The 21,815-nt window shown below is 36.4% G+C and carries 24 protein-coding genes and 1 riboswitch; of the genes, 2 read left to right on the top strand and 22 right to left on the bottom strand.

All coding sequences use genetic code 11. The features are described 5' to 3' along the window. Window positions 1–23: 23 nt before the first annotated feature. From AC3A54_RS10160 to AC3A54_RS10105, 12 genes are all read right to left on the bottom strand, one after another. Window positions 24–1,151, bottom strand: coding sequence for an MBL fold metallo-hydrolase (locus tag AC3A54_RS10160; protein ID WP_487654367.1), 1,128 nt, complete (start codon window positions 1,149–1,151; stop codon window positions 24–26). Window positions 1,152–1,223: 72 nt separating this feature from the next. Further along, window positions 1,224–1,802, bottom strand: a complete 579-nt coding sequence (locus AC3A54_RS10155; protein ID WP_487654366.1) for a sulfurtransferase TusA family protein — start codon at window positions 1,800–1,802, stop codon at window positions 1,224–1,226. Window positions 1,803–1,861: 59 nt separating this feature from the next. Beyond that, window positions 1,862–2,341, bottom strand: a complete 480-nt coding sequence (locus tag AC3A54_RS10150; RefSeq protein ID WP_335549111.1) for a DsrE/DsrF/DrsH-like family protein — start codon at window positions 2,339–2,341, stop codon at window positions 1,862–1,864. A gap of 67 nt (window positions 2,342–2,408) precedes the next feature. Then, window positions 2,409–2,636, bottom strand: coding sequence for a sulfurtransferase TusA family protein (locus AC3A54_RS10145; RefSeq protein ID WP_335549110.1), 228 nt, complete (start codon window positions 2,634–2,636; stop codon window positions 2,409–2,411). Window positions 2,637–2,758: 122 nt separating this feature from the next. After that, on the bottom strand, window positions 2,759–3,019 hold the full coding sequence (locus AC3A54_RS10140) for a metal-sensitive transcriptional regulator (RefSeq protein WP_308083934.1): 261 nt from the start codon (window positions 3,017–3,019) through the stop codon (window positions 2,759–2,761). Window positions 3,020–3,252: 233 nt separating this feature from the next. After that, a complete protein-coding gene (locus AC3A54_RS10135; RefSeq protein ID WP_487654365.1) occupies window positions 3,253–3,483 on the bottom strand; it encodes a glutaredoxin family protein in 231 nt (76 codons plus the stop codon). A 345-nt stretch (window positions 3,484–3,828) separates the two neighbouring features. Beyond that, the gene (locus AC3A54_RS10130; RefSeq protein ID WP_335547802.1) at window positions 3,829–4,128 is read right to left on the bottom strand and encodes a rhodanese-like domain-containing protein; all 300 of its coding nucleotides are present in this window, start codon (window positions 4,126–4,128) and stop codon (window positions 3,829–3,831) included. Window positions 4,129–4,148: 20 nt separating this feature from the next. Further along, on the bottom strand, window positions 4,149–4,508 hold the full coding sequence (locus tag AC3A54_RS10125) for a rhodanese-like domain-containing protein (protein WP_487654364.1): 360 nt from the start codon (window positions 4,506–4,508) through the stop codon (window positions 4,149–4,151). 110 nt (window positions 4,509–4,618) lie between these two features. Further along, complete coding sequence (locus AC3A54_RS10120; protein WP_487654363.1) at window positions 4,619–4,879, bottom strand: metal-sensitive transcriptional regulator; 261 nt, start codon at window positions 4,877–4,879, stop codon at window positions 4,619–4,621. Beyond that, window positions 4,846–5,220, bottom strand: a complete 375-nt coding sequence (locus tag AC3A54_RS10115; protein ID WP_487654362.1) for a sulfurtransferase — start codon at window positions 5,218–5,220, stop codon at window positions 4,846–4,848. Before AC3A54_RS10115 ends, AC3A54_RS10120 begins: the two co-directional genes overlap by 34 nt. A 158-nt stretch (window positions 5,221–5,378) precedes the next feature. After that, window positions 5,379–5,837: a branched-chain amino acid aminotransferase gene (locus AC3A54_RS10110; RefSeq protein WP_487654361.1), complete on the bottom strand. Its 459-nt coding sequence runs from the start codon at window positions 5,835–5,837 to the stop codon at window positions 5,379–5,381. A gap of 122 nt (window positions 5,838–5,959) precedes the next feature. Next, window positions 5,960–7,504 carry a DHA2 family efflux MFS transporter permease subunit gene (locus AC3A54_RS10105; protein ID WP_487654360.1) on the bottom strand — a complete coding sequence of 515 codons (1,545 nt, stop codon included), beginning with the start codon at window positions 7,502–7,504 and terminating at the stop codon, window positions 5,960–5,962. Between the two features lie 184 nt (window positions 7,505–7,688). Here AC3A54_RS10105 and AC3A54_RS10100 point away from each other — a divergent pair, with 184 nt between their 5' ends. Beyond that, window positions 7,689–8,588 carry a TetR/AcrR family transcriptional regulator gene (locus AC3A54_RS10100; RefSeq protein WP_487654359.1) on the top strand — a complete coding sequence of 300 codons (900 nt, stop codon included), beginning with the start codon at window positions 7,689–7,691 and terminating at the stop codon, window positions 8,586–8,588. Window positions 8,589–8,654: 66 nt separating this feature from the next. On the opposite strand, the gene AC3A54_RS10095 is transcribed toward AC3A54_RS10100, so the two are convergent. From AC3A54_RS10095 to AC3A54_RS10085, 3 genes are all read right to left on the bottom strand, one after another. Further along, complete coding sequence (locus AC3A54_RS10095; protein ID WP_487654358.1) at window positions 8,655–9,041, bottom strand: hypothetical protein; 387 nt, start codon at window positions 9,039–9,041, stop codon at window positions 8,655–8,657. A 142-nt stretch (window positions 9,042–9,183) separates the two neighbouring features. Continuing rightward, entirely contained in the window at window positions 9,184–9,669 is a 486-nt protein-coding gene (locus AC3A54_RS10090; protein ID WP_487654357.1) for a PaaI family thioesterase, read from the bottom strand. 17 nt (window positions 9,670–9,686) lie between these two features. After that, on the bottom strand, window positions 9,687–10,838 hold the full coding sequence (locus tag AC3A54_RS10085; RefSeq protein WP_487654356.1) for a lactate 2-monooxygenase: 1,152 nt from the start codon (window positions 10,836–10,838) through the stop codon (window positions 9,687–9,689). A gap of 185 nt (window positions 10,839–11,023) precedes the next feature. On the opposite strand from AC3A54_RS10085, the gene pepF reads away from it, so the two are divergent. Continuing rightward, window positions 11,024–12,838, top strand: coding sequence for an oligoendopeptidase F (gene pepF / locus AC3A54_RS10080; RefSeq protein WP_487654355.1), 1,815 nt, complete (start codon window positions 11,024–11,026; stop codon window positions 12,836–12,838). A 47-nt stretch (window positions 12,839–12,885) separates the two neighbouring features. Here pepF and AC3A54_RS10075 read toward each other — a convergent pair whose 3' ends face one another. From AC3A54_RS10075 to AC3A54_RS10045, 7 genes are all read right to left on the bottom strand, one after another. Continuing rightward, window positions 12,886–13,350 (bottom strand): flavodoxin domain-containing protein, encoded by a 465-nt coding sequence (locus tag AC3A54_RS10075; RefSeq protein ID WP_487654354.1) that lies wholly within the window; start codon window positions 13,348–13,350, stop codon window positions 12,886–12,888. Beyond that, window positions 13,347–14,393 carry a ribonucleotide-diphosphate reductase subunit beta gene (locus tag AC3A54_RS10070; protein ID WP_487654353.1) on the bottom strand — a complete coding sequence of 349 codons (1,047 nt, stop codon included), beginning with the start codon at window positions 14,391–14,393 and terminating at the stop codon, window positions 13,347–13,349. Before AC3A54_RS10070 ends, AC3A54_RS10075 begins: the two co-directional genes overlap by 4 nt. Window positions 14,394–14,408: 15 nt before the next feature. Then, entirely contained in the window at window positions 14,409–16,697 is a 2,289-nt protein-coding gene (locus AC3A54_RS10065) for a ribonucleoside-diphosphate reductase subunit alpha (protein WP_487654352.1), read from the bottom strand. A gap of 131 nt (window positions 16,698–16,828) precedes the next feature. Next, a riboswitch (cobalamin riboswitch) is annotated at window positions 16,829–17,027 on the bottom strand. Between the two features lie 103 nt (window positions 17,028–17,130). Further along, window positions 17,131–17,532 (bottom strand): acyl-CoA thioesterase, encoded by a 402-nt coding sequence (locus tag AC3A54_RS10060; protein WP_487654351.1) that lies wholly within the window; start codon window positions 17,530–17,532, stop codon window positions 17,131–17,133. A gap of 28 nt (window positions 17,533–17,560) precedes the next feature. Next, window positions 17,561–18,730, bottom strand: coding sequence for an iron-containing alcohol dehydrogenase (locus AC3A54_RS10055; protein ID WP_487654350.1), 1,170 nt, complete (start codon window positions 18,728–18,730; stop codon window positions 17,561–17,563). Between the two features lie 128 nt (window positions 18,731–18,858). After that, complete coding sequence (locus AC3A54_RS10050) at window positions 18,859–20,607, bottom strand: bifunctional metallophosphatase/5'-nucleotidase (protein ID WP_487654349.1); 1,749 nt, start codon at window positions 20,605–20,607, stop codon at window positions 18,859–18,861. Between the two features lie 153 nt (window positions 20,608–20,760). Then, window positions 20,761–21,780 (bottom strand): alpha/beta hydrolase, encoded by a 1,020-nt coding sequence (locus AC3A54_RS10045; protein WP_487654348.1) that lies wholly within the window; start codon window positions 21,778–21,780, stop codon window positions 20,761–20,763. Window positions 21,781–21,815: the final 35 nt, after the last annotated feature.

Genomic DNA, 21,815 nt, shown 5'->3' with positions numbered 1-21,815 from the left:
AAATTACAGTTCCCATATTTATATTATCGTACTGCACAACGATTTGGTCCAATTTCCATTTCGCGTTGCTTTTCAACGTCAGGATTTATTTTCCCCATATTTGTTTCACGAATCTCCTGATACGCATTTGGTTGTGGTGGTAGATTTTCGGTAACTAATTTCCTAAACTCATTTTCATCCGCAATATTTAAACCATGGTTCTTTGCAAATAGCGTACCAAGCTTTTCGGATACACTTCCATCTGCATTCAATTCATCAATGATCATAAAATGAGCAGGTAATACCATCAATTCTTCAGATAGCTCTCTATAACGCTTATAAAGACTTTCTCTTAAATCTGCAACCCAATCCTCTGCCATACCTGCAAGATCTGGACGTCCAATTGAATCAATAAAAAGAATATCCCCAGAGAGTAAGAATTTTTCATCTACAACAAATGATGTAGAGCCGATAGTATGACCTGGAGAATACAATGCATGGATATTAATAGTTGTGCCCCCAATTGTTACGTCCTTGCCACCTTCTAAAGGCTGATATTCGAATGTTACTTCTGTTGCATCTTTTGGAGGTAACCAATACGTTGCATTTGTTTTCTCAGCAATCACACGACCACCAGAAATATGGTCTGCATGTAAATGTGTATCGAACACATGAGTAATTGTTGCATTCACACTATTAGCGAAATCAAGATAAATGTCAGTCATTCGTGTTGCATCAATAATTGCAGCCTCACCTTTTGAAACGACCATGTATGATAGACAACCTTTACCAATACGTACAAATTGATAAATCTCTCCGCCATTTTTTAGATCTCCGACCTTAACTGGCTCTAAGTGTTCACTCCAAGCTTTCATACCACCTTGAAGATAAGAAACTGTTAAACCTTCTTCTGAAAGCATCTCTGCTACCATTACAGAAGAACCTTCCTTAGCACATACCACTAATACCTCTTTATCAGTTGGGATTTTATTTAAGATTTCTTCTACTCCATCAAGCAATTCAAAATAAGGAATATTTAAATACTCAAAATTTTCCCCTTCAATTTTCCAATCTTGAAAATCACTTTCGTTACGAACATCAAGAATAAAAAATGGTTCCTTATTAAATACCTTTTTAGTTACTTCTTTTGATGTCATCGCGTTAACTGTCATGCTCGTTTTACCCCCTACGGTATATTAGTTTTCAAAAAAATTTAAGAGTGGGGGCTATTAAGCCCCATGAAATTAATTGTTTAGGCTTGTTGTTTTACCAGTCCACTCACTCATACCTGGTACTACATTAAAGACCGTACTAAAGCCCTTTTCAGATAATTTTTGTGCTGCAAAGTCACTTCGATTACCTGTTCGGCAGACAACAAAAATTTCAGCATCTTTGCTTAATTCATTTACTCTGTCATCCAATTCACCCAAAGGAATAGAAATTGCATTTGGAATATGATTAAACACATATTCTGCTGCTTCTCTTACATCGAGTACGACAATGTTTTCATATGCGTCTAACTTTGCTGCAAGTTCAACATTTGAAGTGACATGCGGATGTTTTCTTTCGGCTGCTTTTTCGTTAGAAGAAGCTTTTCTAAGGTAGTGTTTAAGCACATCGCCTTCTTCAATTGTTCCTAAATATTGATGACCTGAACTTTGAGCCCAAGCCTTAATATCAGCTTTCGAACCTTTATCAGTTGCTAATACTTCTAACACTTGACCTGCTTCTAAACCATTCATAGCCTTCTTTGTCTTCACGATCGGCATTGGACATGCTAATCCTTTTGCATCTAAAACCAAATCAGTTTTTAATGTTGTCATGATTGACCTCCTGTAAATTACCCTAAAAGGTATAAATTTCATTGAGTTCTATTAATCTATTAAATAAACAAGTTTACATTGCCATTTTCAGCATCAGCTAAATACGCTGCTACACCTGCATATTCAATATTCTCTAAAAGTTCTTCTTGCTTTAGACCTAATAGGTCCATCGTCATCGTACATGCGACTAACTTTACCTCCTGTTCTTGTGCCATTTCAATTAATTGTGGTAATGGCATTGCATTGTGTTTTTTCATAATGTCTTTAATCATTTTTGGACCAAATCCTGCAAAATTCATTTTAGATAGTCCCATTTTATCTGCGCCTCTTGGCATCATCTTAGCAAACATCTTTTCAATAAAACCTTTTTTAACCATAATGTTTTCATCTTTACGCAATGCATTTAATCCCCAAAATGTATGGAAAATAGTTACTTCATGGTCATAGGCAGCAGCTCCGTTTGCAATGATGTATGCCGCCATGGCTTTATCATAATCTCCACTAAACAATACAATTGTCGTCCTTTTCTTTTCCGTCAAAATAATTCCTCCTGATTATAGTTATTTTTACCTATACCCGTACAGGTATTATATTTACAAAAAAAAATTAACCTTTTTTAATCCAAAACTTTAGTACTTCTTGATCTTCTTCAAAATTTAAAAGCTCATGTCCACCGGATTTGGCCCAAGCAGAAAGATCATTCTTTGCACCTTTATCAGTAGTATGAATTTCTAATATTTGACCAGAGTTTAGTTCATTTATTGCTTTTTTTGTTTTTACGATTGGCATTGGACATGCTAAACCTTTAGCATCTAGAATTTTATCTGCATTCATTTTTACAGTCTCCTTTGAGGTTGTTTTTCTTTTAAAAAATGTGAGGTCGTTTTTATTTCTACCATTACCCCTACGGGTATATTACTAAAGAAATATAAATGTGTCAACACTGTGAATTAATTTTATCTGCTCTTGACAAGTAAATTTACTGCATCTTTTATTAAGACATCTGTTTTCTCGCCATTTTTTTCGGCATCAAGCACACATTCCACTAAATTCGAGCTCACAATTACCCCAATTGTTCTGTCTACGGCTGAGCGCACTGCCGACAATTGAGTAATAACCGCACGACAATCTTTATCTTCTTCCATCATTTTTAAAATTCCTCTAAGCTGGCCTTCCATCCGTTTAATTCTATTTTTCATTTGATCGTTGTATTCCATTTGATACACCTCCATTTACCTATTGATAAGCTTATATGAAATGCTTACGGTTTTGAGCAATAATGATGTAATAGGAATTATATTATACCTACACGGGTATATTTGTCAATATTGTGAACATCCTATTTGTTAATATTCATCTCGGAGAAAAAATAAATGTAGTGTTATTGAAGTAAAGTTTCTATAACAATAAAAAAGAAACAGTATACTCACTGCTTCTCTTTTTTGTAAAGCTATTTAACTAAGCTCATGATTGCTTCGGGATCGAATCCTAATACCCATTGTCCATTAATTTCTGTTTGCGGAACACCTAACTGACCGGTTGTTTGGACTAGCTTGTTAACAGCTGCTTGGTCCATTTGAACATTAACTTCTTTGTAAGCAAGGCCTTGTGTGATTAAGAAATTTTTTAACATGGTGCAATACGGACAAGTATTGGTTGTATAAACCGTAATTTGATCCATTATTACCTCTCCTTTATTAAAAAAATTTACTAACTGCTTTAATAATAAGGTAAATGCCTCCTACCAGGAGCCATACTAACGTTCCAGGTCATATAGGAATAGGTATTATTCCTTTTTTCCCATCGTTCCCAGACGTATTAGATCGGTTAATACCTCAGGAACCTGTTGTGGTGCAATCCACCTGTTTTTTTTGTTCGTCCTGCATAGTACAACCACCTTCCGATTAATGTGTGTGATGAAGGGCGCAACAATTTAGCCGAATTTCTAACCTTTGTTGCATATCAGCTGATTCTCTACCATCAATTACCCCGTATAGTATTATTTTTCTTAAAAATTTTTTATGGTTTAAATCTCAACTTCGCCTTCCCATGCCATCATTCCGCCGTCCATGTTGGTAACATCGAATCCGTAGCTTTCTAGGAACATGGTAGCTTGTGAGCTTCTTGCTCCTGAGCGACAAACAATAATATACTTTTGCTTTTTATCAAGATCTGGCATTTTAAACTCTACTAATCCTAAAGGAATGTTAACTGCGTTTGCAATTTTACCAGTTGCCACTTCTGCTACTTCACGAACATCAATAATATTTAACTTTTCACCATTTACTAATTTTTGTTCCACTTCTTTAGCTGTAATTCGTTTCATCTGTCATTTCCTCCTAATTTTTAATTCCAGGCGCTCATGCCGCCCTTTACATTTGTGATATGCTTAAAACCTAATTTTTTTAGGATTTTTGAAGCTTGTGTACTTCTCATTCCACTTTGACAAATAACAATAACTTCTTTATCTTTTGCTAATGTAGCCGCTTTATTAGATAATTGATCAAGTGGAATATTCTTAAATCCTTTAATATTCCGTCCTTTAAACTCCATAGGCGTACGAACATCAATGTATTGTTTGTTCTTGTCACCAATTTCAACTTTCAATTGACCGGTTGTTATATTGCGTACTCCTTTTACAGGAATAAGTCTCCAAGCAAAAAATCCAACCAATAATACTATCATGATTATGGTGCTTGTACTCATACCACTCATCTCCTTAATTCTATACTCCTTCACTTTTCGGAGTATGTTTTTCATTACTTATATACCCATAGGGGTATAATAACAGAGAAAAAAAATCATGTCAACTCTTTTTATTTTCGACTTTTGACTAAAAGTTTTACCGCATCGTTGACAAGTTCATCCTTGTTGCTAGCATCTGCTTGTTCAATTAAACAATATTTAAGGTTTTCACTTACAATGACTCCAATTGTATGACTAATGGCAGAACTAACTGCAGATAATTGATTAATAACTTTCTCGCAATCCTGTTGTTCTTCCATCATACGTAAAATACCTCTAATTTGACCTTCTGTTCGTTTTAACCTATTTTTTGTTTGCTTATCATACTCCAATGCTTATCCCTCCTTTTTTCATCCAAAATCATAAAACCATGAATGAAATATTGCCTTTTCTTTAAAAAACGGATGGCCAGATTTTTTTCTATTGAATCTGAAGCAATTATAAGAAGCTTTTTCTGAGGTATTTCTTTGTAGTACCGCTTTAAGTAGGCGTATGGAATGTTTACCGAGTTTGGAATCACCTCTTTTGATGATGTTTGATAATCTCTTAGATCTAGTAACACAAGTTCGCCATGATCGGAAAAATTTTGTACTGATGAAATTCCAATGACAGGAACATATCTTTGATATATAGATACAATTATTAACGCTGCAATAATCCAAGTAATAACCATTGAGTAACCTCCAAGATGTTTAATACAAAACCATTCTATACCCTTAAGGGTATTTTGTAAAGTGAATATGTTTAACAAGTTTTTTAAATAAGTATAGCCTTTGCTTACTTTCAGCAAAGGCTCTTAATTTTGAATTAGACCCACTAATTTTGTTAAATCTAAATTTGTCCTACTTTAACTGCTTCCACTAAATTATTTAGGAATTGATAAATCACTTGGAATGCTTCATTTAAGGTCATATCTTCCTTAAAACCTTCGACATAATTCAAAGCAAAGTTTAAATTCCATAGGCCATCGTCTTGACTAAACATTAAATCAAATTTGGCTTCATTTCCATGTAAAGTTGTATTTAGATGTTCCTTTAATATTTTATCGAATTTCTTTTGAAGCTTTAGCCCTAACATCACGTCATAGGTTCCAAACACATCATCAACCTCTAACGAAACAGCTTCTACTCTAATCGCTTCAAACCAGTTTGACTCTAGATAGATAAACTCATTCTTATTCTTTTTCAAGTAAGTGAGTGGTTGAGCTAAAAATGTCCCTGTTTCATTCTTTATCATATTTTCTGTTTCTTTATCGCAACGTTCAATATAAGCATCTGAAAAATTCACCATAAAGCATCCTCCTAAAATAACTTCCATTACTAATATTGAGTATTTTCCCCTAAAAAGCAAATATAGGGTATTCTAAATATAAAAAAAGTGCCAGGCACTTTTGTGCTTGGCACTTCAAATCCTTAATTTTCAGCTAGCTTTGCAGTTACTTTATTGCCTGCTGGCTTAGCTTCTCCTGGGTCTTCTGCTTGTTTTGCACGTTTAATGAAAAATGCAAGGACTAAGGCAAGACCAGCGATAAAGACACTTACATAGAACGCATCATTTATCCCTTCAAGCATAGCTTTCATTTGGATGTCGTGTTGCATTTTTAATTTCATAGCCTCAGTAATCGCTGTTGTCGGTGGATTGCTGAGCATTTTGGCCTTGGCTGCTGCAACAAGTTCCGTTGCATGTGTTTTCGCACGGGTTGTCATTACTGTTACCAATAAAGCCGTACCAATGGCACCTGAAACTTGTTGCATCGTATTATTCATCGCTGTACCATGTGGATAAAATCTTGCCGGCAACTGGTTTAAACCATTGGTTGTAACCGGCATATTCACCATTGACATACCAAACATACGCAAAGTGTATAAAAATATTAAGTGTTTATAAGACATATCAAGAGTTAAATTACTAAGAAGATAACTTGTGATCACTGTAATCGATAAACCAATGATAGCCAGTAGACGTCCGCCAAACTTATCAAATAATTTACCAGTAATCGGCATCATAATAGCCATTACGATTGCTCCAGGTAACAACAATAATCCAGCATCTATCGGCGATATTCCTCGAATCGTTTGAACATAAATTGGCAAAAGAAGCATCCCTGAAAACATTGCCATGGTAACAACCATAGAAATCGCTGATGATAAAGCGAACATTGGATATTTGTAAATCCTAAAATTAAGCAGTGGTCGTTCTTGGTTTAAATTACGTAAAATAAATGTTACCAATGCAATAACACCAATTGCCAGGGTGCCGTATACCTTTGGACTATCCCATCCGTCTTTACCTGCAGAACTAAATCCGTATAATAATCCACCAAACCCTACGCTAGATAAGATAACAGATAAGAAATCAAGTTTGATATCCACTTTTCCTTTTTTATCTTTAAGTAAGAAAAAACCAATTAATACAACAACAATCGCGATTGGTGTAATAAAATGGAAAAGCATTCTCCAATCATAGTGTTCAATAATCCAGCCTGATAATGTCGGTCCAATAGCTGGTGCAAACATTAATACTAATCCAAATACGCCCATCGCCATACCACGTTTTTCAACTGGAAAACTTGTTAACATTACGTTCATTAATAAAGGCATCATAATGGCAGAACCAGCAGCCTGAGTCATCCGACCGGTTAATAATAACGGAAAGGCATGTGCAAATCCAGCTAAAACGGTCCCGAGTGTAAATAAAATCATCGCTGCTAAGAACAATTGACGAACAGAGAATTTTTGAATTAAAAATGCTGATAATGGAATAAGAATTCCATTTACTAACATAAATCCTGTTGTTAGCCATTGAACCGTCGAAGCTTCTATTTCTAAATCCTTCATAATGGAAGGTAGTGCGATATTTAGTAATGTGTTATTTAAGAATGCAATAAAGGCTCCAATCATTAAGATGGCAATAATTCCGTATGGAGGACGTTTAGCCTCAGCTTTTGATTGATCCATTGAATTTCCCCCTATAAACTTTTAGTTCAATTTTTTATACCCCTGTTTCACACTTACATAATAATATACTGTGAGTTCAATTTTTGCAATTAAAATAAACTACAAATTTATGGGTTTGTAAAGACACTCGAAATAATGTACTATATTTTATACAGTCAGTACAAATCCATACTAAGGTGATTATATGTACAATCGGAAACAAAATGTTATTCATTCTGCCCACCAATTATTTATTGAAAAGGGTTTCCAAGCGACATCTATTCAAGACATTTTAGATTATAGCGGTATTTCAAAGGGTACATTTTATAATTATTTTTCTTCAAAGAATGAATTATTAATCGCAATCTACAAATCCATTTACAAAAAGCTAGAGAAAGACAAAAATGACTTGCTTGTGGGTCAAGACCCGTCAGATATTGAGATTTTTATTAAACAGATTGAATTGCAAATGATAACAAATAGAAAAAATAAGTTAATTGCTTTATTTGAAGAGGTTATGGCCTCGAATGATAATGACCTAAAACAATTTATTATGCGTAGTCGATTAAATTCTCTTCACTGGTACTATAAGCGTTTGGTTGAAATCTTTGGCGAGGAAAAAAGACCTTATTTGTTAGATTGCGCCATAATGTTTCAAGGAATACTCCAAATAAATGTACATTACAATCGAATGGCGTATGAAACGGGTGAAAAAATCAGTCAAGTAGTACGTTATAGTGTTAGCCGTCTAGTGAAAATGGTGGAAGATGTAGTCGAATCCAATGATCAATTGCTTCAATCAGAACTGATTGAAAAGTGGCTTCCTGGCTGTCAAAAAAATGATAAGGGATTTAAAACTCAACTTCTTCAACACTCGGTTACATTAAGAAAAACGATTGCAAAGCATATTTCTAATGAAGCAGAACAGGCTAAATTTATTGAACTACTGGACTTTATTATTGATGAAATATTACATTCAGGTGTACCCCGCAAATTTATTATTGAAAGTGCCCTTTCATCATTGAAAGCAAACACTCACTTGGAAAAAGAACTCCAACCACTAGAACAGTTGGTTAATGATTATTTTAGCCAAATAGAGGATTGATACGAACGAAAACCCCTATTCTAAAAAGATTAGGGGTTTTAATGTGTTGTTTATGTATTAGTTCTTTTACTGAAAAAAAGCTTTCTGAATCTCCCAGATAAAGTAGTGTCTTGAGTATTGTCGTACCTCCACCACAGCATCCTCACCATTTTTGGTAAATATAAGGCCTGATCCCATTTTTTCTTGAAACGACCATCCTTTTGATTTCATAAAATTTTCCACAACTAAATAGCTGTCATTACTATTGCTTTCTGACAAGTAGCTGCTTCTTTTTTGCGTTTTCGAGAACTGAACATACTCTGTCTCAGAGAATTGCAGTTTTATGGCAGACACAAGGATAGGCAGTGGATTTCCTTCTTGAAAAAAGGCAGAACCAAATGCGCTCATTACCAAACCGGAACCCATGGCAAAAACAATCACTAAGGAAATGACTAAGATTTTCATCTTCCCCATCAGTTAACCTCCCGTTCAAACAATTCCTATAATATTTGACGGCAGGAGGTCTTTTTTTGTTTCAAAAGAAAACATTTCATTTTGATGACAATAGAACAAGAAACTAACTCCTTAGTTTTTGAGTTAGCCTCGGGTTATTAGATCATTCTTTCTGTAAAAACGAATTTGGCATTACTACCGCCACAACCTCACCACGAGCACAGAGAGTATCATTTGCATAAACCTCTGTTTCCACTTTAAATTTCTTCGGGTGAATTTCATGTACTGTACCAACCGCTTTTAATGGCACACCATGAGGAGTAGGCTTGATAAAATTCACGCTCAGTGAAGCTGTGACAAACCGCGGAGGTTCCGCCCCATTTCCTGGTTCATGACCGTTTTTACGATGAAGGGCCAATGATGCTGACCCAGTTCCATGACAATCAATTAACGAAGCAACTATTCCACCATAAACGAATCCTGGTAATGCTAGATGCCTTGACTCCGGGTTGAAGATTGTCACCGTCTGTTGTTCTTGCCAACAAGTACGAAAGTGGTGCCCCTCTTCATTTAATCTGCCACAACCATAGCACCAGGCAAAATCATCAGGATATTCATCTTGAATTGCTCTAACTAGTTTTTCTTCCACTGTTTCTCCCCCAAATCTTATAGTTTCTTCAATAAATCCCGATTTAACTCGCTTACCGTACGCTTTCCTGACAAGGCTAGGGTCAAGTCAAAATCTGCAATCAGGTTACGTAGTACCTGTTTCACTCCTTCTTCTCCAGCTAAAGCTAATCCATACATATAAGGTCGACCTACCAAAACCGCTTTGGCACCTAGCGCAATGGATTTAACAATGTCAGAGCCTCTTCTAATCCCACTGTCCATTAGTACAGGGATTTCATCTCTCACTACATCAACAATATCAGGTAATGCATCAATGGCCGGAATGGCTCCATCGACTTGTCTGCCGCCATGATTGCTGACAATAATTCCATCCACACCATGCTCTAATGCCAGCTTGGCATCTTCAGGATGTAAAATCCCTTTTAACAAAATAGGTAGAGTGGTGTGTCCTTTGATATATTCAATGTCTTTCCAAGTTAATGAAGGATTTCCGAATACTTGAGCCCAAAGCATGATGGCAGATTTTATATCCTCTTTTGGGGACTTCTCTAAGCGTGAACAAAAAACAGGATCTTCTAAATAGTTACCAATACCTTTTGCTTCTAAGAATGGCAAATATGCATGTTCAATATCTTTTTCACGCCATGCCATCATTGGGGTATCAAGTGTAATCACTATTGCACTATATCCCGCTGCCTCAGCTCTTTTTACCATACTTGCAGCAATTTCCCTGTCGCTACTCCAATACAGCTGAAACCATCTATCCCCTTCTCCCATTTCTGCAGAGATTTTTTCAAGACTATATGTAGAAGCAGTACTAGCCACGAGAGGCACACCCATGTCAGCCGCAGCCCGTGCAGTTGCTAGTTCGCCTTCAGGATGGACGATCGATTGAACTCCTATTGGTGCGAGCAATAAAGGATACTGAAGTTTTTTGACAAACAACTCGATACTTAGATCTCTTGATACGGTATCACATAACATGCGTGGGACGATATGCCACTTTTCAAATGACTTGTTATTGTTCCTTGCTGTTACTTCAGCACCAGCTGATGCGGCAACATAGTAATAGGGTTTTGCCTCAAGTTGCTCTTTAGCCTTAGCTTCTAACTCTTCATACGAAACCGGAACAATATTATTCTCTATTTCTTGATAAACTTTAAATTGCACTTGATTACCGAAACCCATCGTAGTTACCCCCTTTTATAGTAAGCGTTTCCAATAATATGATATCATTCAAAAAAATAAATGGTCAATAAATAGTCAAAAAATTAGGAAAACCCTACAGATGGTGAATTAGTTTTTATTTGACTTAATTTTCTAATAATATATGATAAATTTAGTAGCTCGAAAGAATGTTAGGAGGAGAATTGATGAAAAAACCAGTAGTGAAACGGTTAAACCGCTCAGAAGTACCCGAACATTTAACATGGAATCTGGATGACTTATTCCCCTCAGAGAAGTCATGGGAAGAAGAACTAATAACAATTGACCATGAAATCAACAAGTTTGATCAATATAAGGGAACTTTACATACAGGTGCAAAGGCATTATTAGATTGCCTATGTGCACAGGAACAGCTTTCCATGAAAATTACAAAGGCTGGGACATATGCGAACCTTAGACAATCCGCAGATGGAACTGACCCAGATAATCAGGAAAACTCAGCAAAATTTTCAGCATTACGAACGAAATGTATCGCTGCATTATCGTTCATTCATTCTGAAATTCTTGCCCTTGATGAAGGAATTGTCGAAAAATACATCCAAGCGGAGCCTGATTTCGAGGCCTTCCAAAAAAATTTAATGGAGATTCTAGAAACGAAAAAACATAGACTTTCTCCTGAAACAGAAGAAGCCCTCGCTGCTTTAGGTGAACTACAAGGAGCCCCCTATCAAATCTACCAAATGACAAAATTGGCGGATATGGATTTTTCTCCGATAAAAGATGAAAGTGGTCAAGAGTTGCCTGTTTCTTTTTCTTTATTTGAGAGCCGCTACGAATTCTCAGCAAATACAGAGGTTCGAAGAAAGGCCTATTACTCTTTTGTTGAAACTTTAAAAAAGTACACAAATACGATGGCTGCAACCTATGCTACAGAGGTAAAGAAGCAAGTCACTCTTGCACACTTACGGAATTACGAGTCCGTTACCCATATGTTACTAGAGCCCCAGCAGGTAACATTGGAGATGTATAATAATCAAATAGACATTATATATAAAGAACTTGCCCCACATATGAGGAGATTTGCCCAATTAAAACAAAAAGTTCTTGGTCTTCCGCAAATGCTTTTTTGTGATTTGAAAGCACCACTTGACCCAGACTTCGACCCAAAAACTACTTATGAAGAGGCGACCCAACTCATATTGGATTCTTTAAAAATAATGGGTCCTGAATATTCCGAAATCATGGAAAGAGGATTTAAGGAAAGATGGGTTGACTTAGCAGATAATGTTGGCAAATCCACAGGAGCTTTTTGCTCCAGCCCGTATGGGTCTCATCCATATATCCTTATTACTTGGCAGGATAATATGCGTGGATGCTTTACCTTAATACATGAATTTGGGCATGCAGGACATTTCTTTTTAGCCAATAAAAATCAACGAATCATGAATGTGCGCCCTTCCATGTATTTTGTAGAAGCACCATCAACTATGAACGAAATGCTATTAGGCCAGCATTTACTCCATAAATATAAAGATAAACAAATGCGCCGTTGGGTTGTTCTTCAACTGCTAGGAACCTATTATCATAATTTTGTCACCCATTTACTTGAAGCGGAATATCAACGTAGAATATACACTCTTGCTGAAGATGGAAAAGCACTAACAGCTAAAATATTAACAGAAGTAACCAAATCCGTTCTTACCGAGTTTTGGGGAGATACGGTTGTAATAGATGAAGGAGCAAGCTTAACTTGGATGCGCCAACCACACTATTACATGGGATTATATCCATACACCTATTCTGCAGGGTTAACTGCATCAACAGCTGTCGCACAAATGATTCAAGAAGAAGGCCAGCCTGCCGTAGATAGATGGTTAGATGTACTTCGTGCAGGTGGAACAATGGAGCCACTTGAGTTGTTGAGACATGCCGGAATTGATATGTCTACGACAGAACCTATCAGTAGAGCTGTGGCTTTTGTAGGTTCATTGATAGATGAATTAGAAGATTCATTTAAGTAATTAGTAAAGAAGAGGTTGCCTCCATTGCAACCTCTTCTTGTTTCCTTTTAACTCTTTATCTTTAGATTGCTTCGATAAAGTAGAATTTTTTCCAAAACAATTTCAACAAACCGTATGCAGCGGCTCATGTCTTTCTGTTGAAGTGAAACCTCAATTTTAAGTGTAACAGCTAAATGAGTGTGATAATAAAGCATGCTTTTAAATTCATCAACAGCCCCACAAAAATTTGGATAGCCACTGTCCCCTGTCCCGACAACTGCAGTAACTATATTCTTCACGTCTTGCGTTTCAAAAGCACGAAAAAGGTCCATCATTTCATGTGGTATATTTCCGTTTCCCCATGTATAGGTTCCAATCACAATAGCTTCATAGTTTTTTAAAACATTGAATTGAAATTGCTCAATTCTAAAAAGATTAACAACAACATTCTTCTTAATGAATAGCTCTTGAATCAAATGAACTAATTCTTCTGTATTCCCAGTTTTAGAAGAATACACGATAGCTATTTTCATAATTCATCAAATCCATTGGATTGTGTAACCTTTGAATAAGTCCTTGATTTTTGTTCAAAAAAATCAGACTTCGTTTCATTCATCATTTCATCGCTGAACACATGAATCCACGGCATTGGATTACTTCTGTCCTCGTAGAGATTTTGCAAACCAAGCTGACGTAACCGTTTATTAGCAAGATATTCGGTGTACTCCTCATACTCATTCAAATCAATGCCATCTATCTCTCGGAAAATCACTCGTGCCCATTCTTTTTCTAGCTCAACAGCTTGTCCAACTGTATGATAAATATAATCAATGTTTGCCTCATTATTTAATTTAGGATTTTCTGTTAAAAGAATCCGTAAAAACTGAGCCATAAAATAAGCATGTTGCATTTCATCACGTTGAATATAGCTAATCATTGTGCTTGTTTTTAACATTTTTTGCTGTCCGGCAAGATAATAGAAAAAAGCGAAGCCTGCATAAAAATATATACCTTCCAGATTGATAGAATTTACACCTAATTGAAATAGATTTTGTGGAGTAGGATTTTCTCGAAAACTTTCATACGAATTTAATATGAGTTGGTTTCTTTTTTGTACGATTGGATCACTTTTCGCTTGATTGAATCGGTCATTTTGCTCACTTAAAGGTACAAGAGAACTTAGAATATAGGAATATGATTCGTTATGTACCGCCTCCTGCTGAGCAATCACCGCAAATATGGCTTTCATACTTGAATCTGACACATAATCCATCACCTGGCACATCGTTGGTGTTTGCAGGCTGTCCAATGAGGCCAGTTGGGTATTAATGCGCAAAAATACATCTTTCTCTGGTAAGCTAAGTTGGTCCCACTGCTTAATATCATCTTGCATATTAATTTCTTGTGCTTTCCAAAAATTTGATAATAATGTTTGATACAAATCGTACATTTGTGGGTAAGCGATATCATTCCAGTTAAGCAATCCTGAAGACTGCCCATTAATTATTCCTGTCGTTTTATTCGGAAACTTCGGATTTAGTAGTTTAATTTTTATTAAAGGTGAATGAATGTCCATTGAGTTCTCCTCCCATTAACTATGGCACGCCTCGCAATCTTCTATTTCAGATTGTGTGGTGCTTCTTACATAATAAGTTGTCTTCAGCCCCTGCTTCCAAGATGCCAAATGAAGATTTAATAAATCTTTCGCTTTTATGTCATGTCGAACATACAGGTTGAAACTAATTGCCTGATCAATATGACGTCCACGAGCAGCATTCTGTTTAATACTCCAAACTTGATCAATTTCATGCCTTACACGACGATAATAATTGTAAGTGTGATGGTTTAGGTCAGGTGCTGTCACTTTAAATTTAAAATTTTTCTTCTCTTCAGCGTATTCAACTGAATAGATGGGATCAATTCCATCTGTTGAACCACCAATTTTTGCTGTTGAAGAGTTTGGTGCAATAGCCATAAGCCACCCATTTCGTAGTCCATGAATAGCTACCTTCCTCTTTAAATCATTCCACCTATCAGTCTGGTAATTTCTACGTGTAAAATAGTCACCAGTCTGCCACTCAGAACCACTAAACTGACTATACGATCCTTTCTCCATTGCTAGTTCCATTGAAGACCGAATGGTGTAAAAAGCAATATCTTCATATAATACATCTGCAAAATGAACGGCAGCATCAGATTCCCAGTGAATTCCCTTAAGTGCGAGAAGATGGTGCCACCCATAAGTACCAAGTCCAACAGCTCTAAACTTTTTATTCGTCAATTGCGCCTGCCGCACTGAGATTGTATTTAAGTCAATGACATTGTCTAACATTCTTACCTGGATCCGTATTAGTCGTTCTAAGACATTCGCTGGTACAGCTTTTGCAAGATTAACAGAGGATAAATTACAAACAACAAAATCACCTGGTTTACGTACCATTACGATGTTTCCCTCTTCGTCATGAAATTCGTTAACGATCGTTGTAGGTGACATATTTTGCGTAATTTCGGTACATAAGTTACTGCAATAGATTGAAGTACGACCCTTGCCTAAAAGATGTTTATTCGGATTTTTCCTGTTCACTTCATCTCGGTAAAACATGTATGGAGTTCCAGTTTCTAGTTGTGAAACCATAATTCGTGCCATAATATCCATAGCTCGATATGTTTTACGTGGAAGAAGTGGGTTACTTACCGCCTCCTCATATTTCTCGGTAAAATATTTATGGTCACTTTCATCATAAAAATCTTCCAATCCAAGAAGATTACCATTTTCATCTTTCCAGCCCATGATCTGTTTTACCTGATGGGGACAAAACGTATGCCATTCTCCAATACTTCTACCGTTATCATCTTTTTCTTCAAGTTTTTTCATAAATAAGTCCGGAATAGAAACCCCGGTAAAAATATCATGGGCTTTCCGACGCTCATCTCCATTATTTGTTTTTAAGTCAAGGAATCCATTCATAATATCTTTATGAAATATATCCAAATATACAGCGATGGCTCCCTGCCGCTGACCTAATTGGTCAACACTTACAGCAGTATCATTTACTAACTTGATCCATGGGACAACACCGGAAGAGTTTCCTCTAAATTTCTTAATATCGGAACCTAAAGCACGAACCTTACCATAATAGAGTCCAATTCCCCCACCATCTTTACTCAACCTGGCAATATCCCAATTATTTAAATAAATGCTATCGAGGGAATCATCGACTGTGTCAATAAAACATGAGGAAAGCTGACCAAAGCTTTTTCCTGCATTTGCTAATGTAGGGGTTGCGACCGTCATATATAAGTTGCTTAAAGCCCAATATGTCTCTTTTACTAGACTTAAGCGAATGGACTTCTTTTCATACTTCATAAGCGTCATAGCAATAATCATGAAACGCTCTTGAGGAAGTTCATAGACGTTCCGTTCATGATCACGTGCAAGGTAACGATCTGCAAATAGGAATAATCCTATGTAATTAAACAAGTGGTCCTGATCTTGACTAATTTCTTTTGCTATACTATGTATTTCATCTTTACTATATAGGGTTAGTAAGTCACTAGAATAGATTCCTAAATCCGTTAGTATTTTAATGAGCTCATAAAATTTTCCATATTTTTTTGTGAATTCATATCCCCGATTTTTTGCTGCCTCACAATATAATTCATGCAAATACAAGCTAGCAGCCATGAATGTCCAATCGGGTTGATCTAGTGCTATTTGGTTAACTGCATAGAATAGTGCTTGCTTATTAACGTCTGTGTCTGTTCCTCCCAACTGATTTATATGCTTTTTAAAATCAGAAGCATCAATGTTAAATTTCTGTTCAGCTTGATTAATAGATTCCAAAACAGAATCAAGCTCTTCTTGTACCTTAATGGCCATAATTTTTCCCCCAAATTAAAAAAATCCGCTCAAGGTGAACTGAGCGGATGAAACGATAACAGTAGAGAAGACGAAAAAATTTCTGGTGTCTCCTGTCGCCACCGTTTCATCTTCTCAATCCCCGAAGAAGTTGAAACATCTTAAGAAAGACAGGTCTCCTGACTTATGCTTCTCCCTACTATGAGCCCTTCCCGTATAAGCGCCTAATCAATTAAACTCTCTTATACAGTGGTTTTCCCATTTCGTCAGCATTTACAGTTGCGGGGGCAGTTCTGGTATTTCACCAGATTCCCTATTAAGCCTAACGGCATCTTTCCTCAAGGCAAACACAATATATAGTTTTTTATCACAAAGACATAACAACATCTTGTATAAAGCGGTTAAAATAAATACTAATGTATATTCCATAAAATATCAAGCATCTTTTTCTTTATCATTCATCTAGTTGATAAAGATTCTTTTCCAGTTCTCTTCTAATCTCTTGAGGTATTGTTTCAGATTGTTGTGTTTTGAGATTAAAATTTACATAAGTGGCTGTTCCTTTTACACAAATTCTTCCTTCCTGATGGATTTCCTCATAAAGCTGTAAACTGGAATTTCCTATCCTATTAATCCATGTAAAAACTTCTACATCCTTTCCAAAATATATTTGTTTTAAATAATCCACGTTCATATTGAGAATAATCATTTTCCAATTTTCAAAGGAAGAGTCAGGGGTAAATAATTTGAAAATTTCGTTTCTAGCGGCCTCAAACCAAATTGGTATGGTTGTATTATTAATATGACCCACCCCATCCGTTTCAGAAACACGAGGTTCAATGACTTTTTTATACATAAAGGCTTCCCCCTTCTCCATTAGTTAATTATCTTGTTATATCTCCTTCATAAGCCTTGACGTAAATTTGTTGAATTGCTTCAATAGTAAACTCTTTTGGGCTCCTATTTAATAGCCTTTTCTGTTTAATCCCATTCTCAGCCAACCGTTTGATATCCTTCCGTTGGATGTTATACGCACTTAGTGTTGTAGGCAGACCGACATCTTGCACCAAGTCTAGTAAGCAATGAACCACTTCCTGCGCGATTTCCTTTCCACTTTTCCCCTTGCTCGTTATCGAAAATAGGTCGGCGACTGCCATGATTTTTTCCAAACAAGCCGGCCATATATAATCATAGACGTAAGGCAATAAAACAGCATTTGATTCCCCATGAGGTATTTTATATAAGCCACCAAGGGGGTAAGCTAGACCATGAACCCCTGCCACACCTGCATTAAAAAAACTTAATCCCGCCAATAAACTGGCTAATGACATTTGTTCTCTTGCTGGCCGATCTTGACCGTTCTCTACTGCCGTACGAATACTACCAATTATCTTTCTCATTGCTTCTAGTGCTAAAATATCAGTTAGTGGAGTGGCGTTTTTTGAAGTATAAGCCTCTAAGGCGTGTGTGAAGGCATCAATGCCACTTGCAGCTGTTACTCTTGGTGGTAATGTGTAAGTTAACGATGAATCGACAATTGCATAATCAGCCAACAAATATTCGTGAGTAATAACATCTTTTGTTTCCTCTAAAGAAAAAACAGCGATATCTGTAACCTCTGCACCCGTTCCAGATGTCGTCGGAATTAAAATCTTTTGCAGCCCCTTTTTTGAAAACTTTTTCGTTCCGCTTAAATTTAAATAGTCCTCTATCCATCCTTCATTTTCTACAAGGACGGCAGCAGCCTTTGCTAAATCAAGCGCACTCCCTCCACCTACACCAATAACTAAACAAGGATTGTATTTTCTAATTTTAGTCACCACTTGATTCCCTACCTCTATAGAAGGCTCCGGCACAACATTAATATCTAATTGAATTCCAATATTTAGCTCTTCAATGATGCTGAGAATGGGTTGAATCACACCTAATTCCTTTACAATTGGGTCAGATAATAAATACACTCTTTTAGCTTGTAAATCCTTTAATATATCTTTTAAGTTTGTTAACGATCCTGCCCCATGGTAAATTTTCTTTGGTGAAATAAATTGCTCCATGTTTCTCACTTCCCCTATTAATTAATGAAATTGTTTATATAGATTATTCTAAATCTTCTATCTATTTAAATCAAAGGTCAACTAATGAAAAAGGACGGCTCTAAACAGAAGAGCCATCCTTTTTTGTATTATTGTACCCTCTGTATCCTATTTTGAAGTGGATAGGAAAACGATTTTGGCTGTGCGGTAATGTAATTAACAAGCGCATCTAAATCAACCGGACCAATTTCTTTATTTTGGGCTTTAGTGAATTCAGTAAAACCATCTCCCCCACCCGATAAGAAGATATTTGCTGTTACCGTATACGACTTAGCGGAATCAAGTTCTGTACCGTCCGAAAGCTTGACACTCACTATCCTGTTTCCAACAGGTTTATTAGGGTCCCAAGTATATGTTAAACCAGAAATTTGTAGGATCGCAGTTCTTGTACCCCACTGCTGGTTAAGCAAGTCACGAATTTGCTGCCCGGTCATTGTCATTTTTACCAATTCATTATTAAAAGGCTGTACCGTATATACCTCACCCCAGGTAATATCACCCGGATCAATATCAGCTCGTATACCTCCAGGGTTCATAAAGGCGATATCTGTATTCATCGCTTTTCTTTGTGCATCGGCAATGAAATCCCCAAGAACAGATTCACCATTTTCATTTTGCTTTGCTGTTAAGTTATCAGATGTAGATCCAACTATCCGTTTAACAATTGGCTCTACCTTCGCTTCATAGCCTTCAAGTATTTTCTTAATTTCAGGATCTGGCTCTATCCCTTCTTGAAAGGTTGTTACAATCTCTGCCCGCTTGGAAACAATATCCTTCGTTTTCGGATCAATTTCAATATCAACGTCTGAAAAAGCCGTCCCATAAGAATACGACTGAACTACCAGTTTATTATCAATTGTAGCATTCATATAGGCATGATTATGACCACCAAAAATAATATCTACTTCGTCGTCCACTCGATTGGCGATATCAACAAGCTGACCTGTAGGATTTTCTCCATTTGGGCCAGATGTACCTGGATTATGGGCCAGAACAACAATCGATTTTACTCCTTGTTTTTTTAATTCAGCTACATTGCGGTTAATCGCTTCTATCTCATCGGTGAATTTTAAGCCCGCTACACCACTTGGTACAACGACAGTTGGTGTCTCAGTTGTTACCACCCCAATGAAACCAATTGGCATTCCATTTACCTTGATCACGTGATAGGGAGGTAAAATAGGTTTTCCTGTTTTCTCATTGATTACATTAGCTACTATCCATGGAAATGTAGAACCAGCAAAATCCCCTGTTTTTGGATGGGAGCCGCCATTTATTAAACGAAGGAGTTCATTTAAACCTTCATCAAATTCGTGATTTCCAACAGTACCTATATCAAATCCAAGTTTATTCAATACCTTAATAGTCGGTTCATCCTGTAATAGTGCCGATACTGGTGGACTTGCGCCAACCATATCTCCATCCTGAACAAGAAGTGTGTTTTTATTCTCCGCTTCTCTTTGTTTTAGATAAGCAGCTAAATAGTCAATACGCCCTGCAGGCTTTCCATTTACTTTACGAGTAACATTTAACTGACCATGTAAATCATTGATTCCTAAAAGTTGAACTTGAACAAGCCGGGTGTCCGCTGCAGGTGGCTTTGCCTTTATAGGATTTTTGGCTTCAGGACGATCAGATTGATGTCCATGATATTCTTCGGATAGGCCTTGATCCCCTTGAGGATTTTGCCTTGCCACTTGAAGTACATCATTTTTTGTTTTGTTTGCACTATAATGATTCTGATCGTCTACTACTCGTGAAAAAGCTTGATTCTGTCCTGTCCATCCAAATAGGGCAAGCATTACTGAGTACATGAATATCCTATAATACGATTTCATATATTACCTCCTATTTTTTACTAAATGAGCCAAATGTATTTTTTGCTTGAAAAAGGTTGAATATGCATTTACTCAATAAATTCGGTCGTCATAAAAACCACGTATAAGTATATACGTGGTCTCCTAGTGGGTCATTGCTATCCCATTCAAACATTAAGCTTGGGCAAAATCAATAATATATTTTTCTATCTTTCTAGCATCCTCGGGATGAAACATATGCGATGAATTTTCATACCAAACCATATCTTTTCCAAGTGGTGCCTCTAGATTATTAAAAAAGGTTTCCACCGGTTTTCCTTCTACATGAGCATCTTTTGTACCATGTAAAAATGCAATTCGAGTTTCTACTTTTTTTAGTTGATTTAAATTTATTTTTGCAAAATCCTCGATTAATTCTTGGGTGTATGTAAGATTATAGGCACTATAAAAGGAATGGAAAATATCCATTAAGGAATACTCAGAACTAGTAAAAAATTGTTTTAACCCTCCAATCATACCAGGATGTTTTACCGTTTCACTTTTATATACCATAGAATTATATTTAATTAGCGGTCGGCGAAATTCGGTCCATTGTTTTACTTTAAGATAGGGAGGTTGTCCTAATTCATACAATTTCTTCAAAGTCTTTTGATCATTGGCTTGTTTTGCTTTATTTACAACCCAGTCATAACAGAGTTTATCATTATTTGTCCAATTTAAAATTTGTGAAATACCAAAATAGGCATGAAGTTTTTCCGGATATCTTAAGGCCATATTTAATCCAATAATGGACCCCCATGAATGTGCGGCCAAATATATCTTTTCTTGGTTAAAGCGGCTTCTGAGTACATCTACTAATTCATTGCAATCAGTAATGTATTGCTCGACTCTCATAGATTCAGCCGGTGTATTCTTATCATAAGATTTTCCTGCACCTCGTTGATCATAAAACACAACAACAAAGTGTTTAACGAGTTCTTTAGTTGTAGTAGACACGGCATAATCTTGACCTCGAGAGACTACACCTGGAACAGGCATACACGGTCCTCCATGAATAAAAAGCAGAACTGGTTTTGAAGGATTTTCTGCCTGAATTAGTACGGTCTGTTCCACTCCTCCCAATCTTATTTTCTCAACAGAATCCATCCCCGAAGTTGCGATCCTGAACTCTCTTTTTTTAAAAAGTAACACCATTATTTACCACCTCTCTTTAATGCTATTATACAATA

This window comes from Neobacillus sp. Soil_C_43 (assembly GCF_057656715.1).
Note: the sequence above shows the minus strand (reverse complement) of the source record. Positions and strands in the feature narration are given on the sequence as shown.